Annotated in this window: 3 protein-coding genes; 2 read left to right on the top strand and 1 reads right to left on the bottom strand. The window is 69.4% G+C overall.

What is annotated here, in order from left to right; all coding sequences use genetic code 11:
• The first annotated feature begins 228 nt into the window (after nt 1-228).
• A complete protein-coding gene (locus AC1D01_RS29855; protein WP_477872885.1) occupies nt 229-1,359 on the top strand; it encodes a sensor histidine kinase in 1,131 nt (376 codons plus the stop codon).
• Nucleotides 1,356-2,147 carry a LytR/AlgR family response regulator transcription factor gene (locus tag AC1D01_RS29850; protein WP_477872882.1) on the top strand — a complete coding sequence of 264 codons (792 nt, stop codon included), beginning with the start codon at nt 1,356-1,358 and terminating at the stop codon, nt 2,145-2,147. Before AC1D01_RS29855 ends, AC1D01_RS29850 begins: the two co-directional genes overlap by 4 nt.
• 20 nt (nt 2,148-2,167) lie before the next feature.
• Here the strand turns inward: AC1D01_RS29850 and AC1D01_RS29845 are convergent, their stop codons facing one another.
• Nucleotides 2,168-2,380, bottom strand: a complete 213-nt coding sequence (locus AC1D01_RS29845) for a hypothetical protein (protein ID WP_477872880.1) — start codon at nt 2,378-2,380, stop codon at nt 2,168-2,170.
• Nucleotides 2,381-2,496: the final 116 nt, after the last annotated feature.

The raw sequence follows: 2,496 nt of genomic DNA, 5'->3' as shown, positions 1-2,496 counted from the left end.
GTGGAGCTCCAGCCGAAGTGGCAGTGTTGTCCGCAGCGGGCAGAACGAACCGTATGGTGTTGTATTGAAGCCCTTTGCTTTGGTTACTTTCATTTGGGCTCAAATGAAAGTGACTCGCCCGGAAGGGCGAAACAGAGCCCGTCACTCACACCGCGGGATCCGCCGTCCGTCGCACATCGGGCTGCATGGCTTGCCGGGTTCGGCCCCCGCGCCGTATCGTGGCATCCCATGAAGCCCGTTCCGCCAACCCCTTCCGCCACTCCTGCCCCGCCCGCGCGCCACCTCGCCCGCCTCTGGGCCTCGCTGACGCCGCGCCGCATCGCGATCAACCTGGTCGTGGCCACCGTCGCCGCGATCGCACTGAACCCGATCTTCGTGACGCCCTTCCTCAGCGTCTGGGGCCGCAGCATCTTCGTCGGCCTGATGCTGCTGGTGGCCTTCGACATCGCCGGGCACTGGCCGTCGCGCTGGCTGCCACGCTGGGTCGTGCAGGTGGCAGCGGTCGTCATCACCGCGCCGGTCGCGACGCTGGTCGCCTACCTGGTGATGGTGCAGGGCGATGTCACCAGCTTCCAGCGCAACGAAGGCCTGCTGTGGGGCTTCTTCTCGATCGCCACCACCGGCCTCGCCGTCGGCCTCACGCTCGCGCTCGGCGCGCTGTACCGCGAGCGCGATGCTCAGGCCCGCTCGCAGGCACTCGCCTTCGCGCTGGAGCGCAGCACGCTCGAGAAGCAGGCGCTCGATGCGCGGCTGCGCCTGCTGCATGCGCAGGTCGAGCCGCATTTCCTGTTCAACACGCTGGCCAACGTGCAGCAACTGGTGGAGTCGGGCTCCGAACGGGCCGGCCCGGTGCTGAACAGCCTGATCGCCTACCTGCGTGCCACGGTGCCCAGCCTCGCGCAGACCAGCAGCACGCTCGGCCACGAGACCGGCCTGGTGCGCGCTTATCTCGATCTGATGCGCATGCGCATGCCGGACCGACTGGCCTTCGAGGTCGCGGTGCCCGATGCGCTCGCGAACCTGCCGTTCCCGCCGATGGCGCTGCTGACGCTGGTCGAGAACGCGGTGCGCCACGGCATCGACCCGAGCGAGACGGGCGGGCGCATCGAGGTCGGTGCCCGTGCCGATGCACGGCAGGCCTGCGTCGAGGTCTGGGTCAGCGACACCGGGGCCGGCATGGACGAGAAGGCCGCACCCGGCACCGGCCTCGCCAACCTGCGCGAACGGCTGAAGGCCACCTATGGCGATGCGGCGAGGCTGGAGCTGTGCGACGAGACTCCGCACGGCCTGCGCGCCACGCTGGTGCTGCCCGACCCGAGCCCGCAGCTCGCGAAACCCGACACCGGAGCCGGACGATGAACCCCACCGCACTGATCGCCGACGACGAGCCGCTGCTGCGCGAGCGCCTGCGCGGGATGCTGCAGCGGCTCTGGCCGGAACTCGCGATCGTCGCCGAGGCGCGCAACGGCCGCGAGGCGGTGGAGCTGTTCGACGAGCATGCGCCGCAGGTGGTGTTCCTCGACGTGCACATGCCGGGGTTGAACGGCGTCGAGGCGGCGCGCTCGATCGCGCGGCGGGCCCAGGTGGTGTTCGTCACCGCCTACGAACAGTACGCGGTGACGGCCTTCGAGCAGGGGGCGGTCGACTATGTCGTGAAGCCGTTCGACGAGGAGCGCCTGGCCGACACGGTGCAGCGGCTGCGCCAGCGGCTGGGATCGGGCACCGGCGGCGCCTCGCCTGCGGCGGACGACCGGCTGGAGGCGGCGATCGAGAAGATGTCAGCCGAACTGCGCCGTCAGTCACCGGCGCAGCGGCAGGCCGGCTGGCTGCAGTGGATCAAGGCGTCGGTGGGCAACAGCGTGCGGYTGATCCCGGTCGAGCAGGTGGCCTACCTGCGCTCCGACGAGAAATACACGCTGGTCGTGTGGGAGGGCGGCGAAGCGCTGATCCGCCGCACGATCCGCGAACTGGCCGATGAACTCGATCCGGAGTGCTTCGTGCAGGTGCACCGTTCGGTGATCGTCAACCTGCACCAGGTGGCCCAGGTGGTGYGCGGGCCGAACGAGACGGCCGACGTGCACATCAAGGGCCGCAGCGAGCTGCTGCCGGTGAGCCGCAGCTACGTGCACGTGTTCCGGCACATGTGAGGCGGCGGCCCTGGCGTTGATCACTGCAGCGTCGTGCGCATCGCCTGCGTGGCCTCGGCGACGCTCTGCACGCGCTTGCCGGTGATCGTGACCATCGGCAGCGTGACGATGTCGGCGCTGGCCTGCTGTGTGGTGCCGGCGCGGCCCTCCTCGAGCATCGCGATCGCGATCGACAGCGTCGCGGCGATCAGCACGGTGAAGGTCAGCAGCGGGGCGAAGAGGCGGTCGAACATGTCAGTCTCCAGCGGTAGGTGTGTTGCGTTGGAGTGAACTGTAGGCAGCCGCCCGCGCCGGCGACAGCGCGCTGAGACGAAGCGTCGAAACACGGGGACAGGCTGCGGGTCGGCAC

It is taken from the genome of Rhizobacter sp. P3_B12, from assembly GCF_056402895.1.
Note: the sequence above shows the minus strand (reverse complement) of the source record. Positions and strands in the feature narration are given on the sequence as shown.

Bases quoted from the DNA above. Each gene is read 5' to 3' on its own strand.
- AC1D01_RS29845 (WP_477872880.1), bottom strand. From the start codon at position 2,380: ATGTTCGACCGCCTCTTCGCCCCGCTGCTGACCTTCACCGTGCTGATC.
- AC1D01_RS29855 (WP_477872885.1), top strand. From the start codon at position 229: ATGAAGCCCGTTCCGCCAACCCCTTCCGCCACTCCTGCCCCGCCCGCG.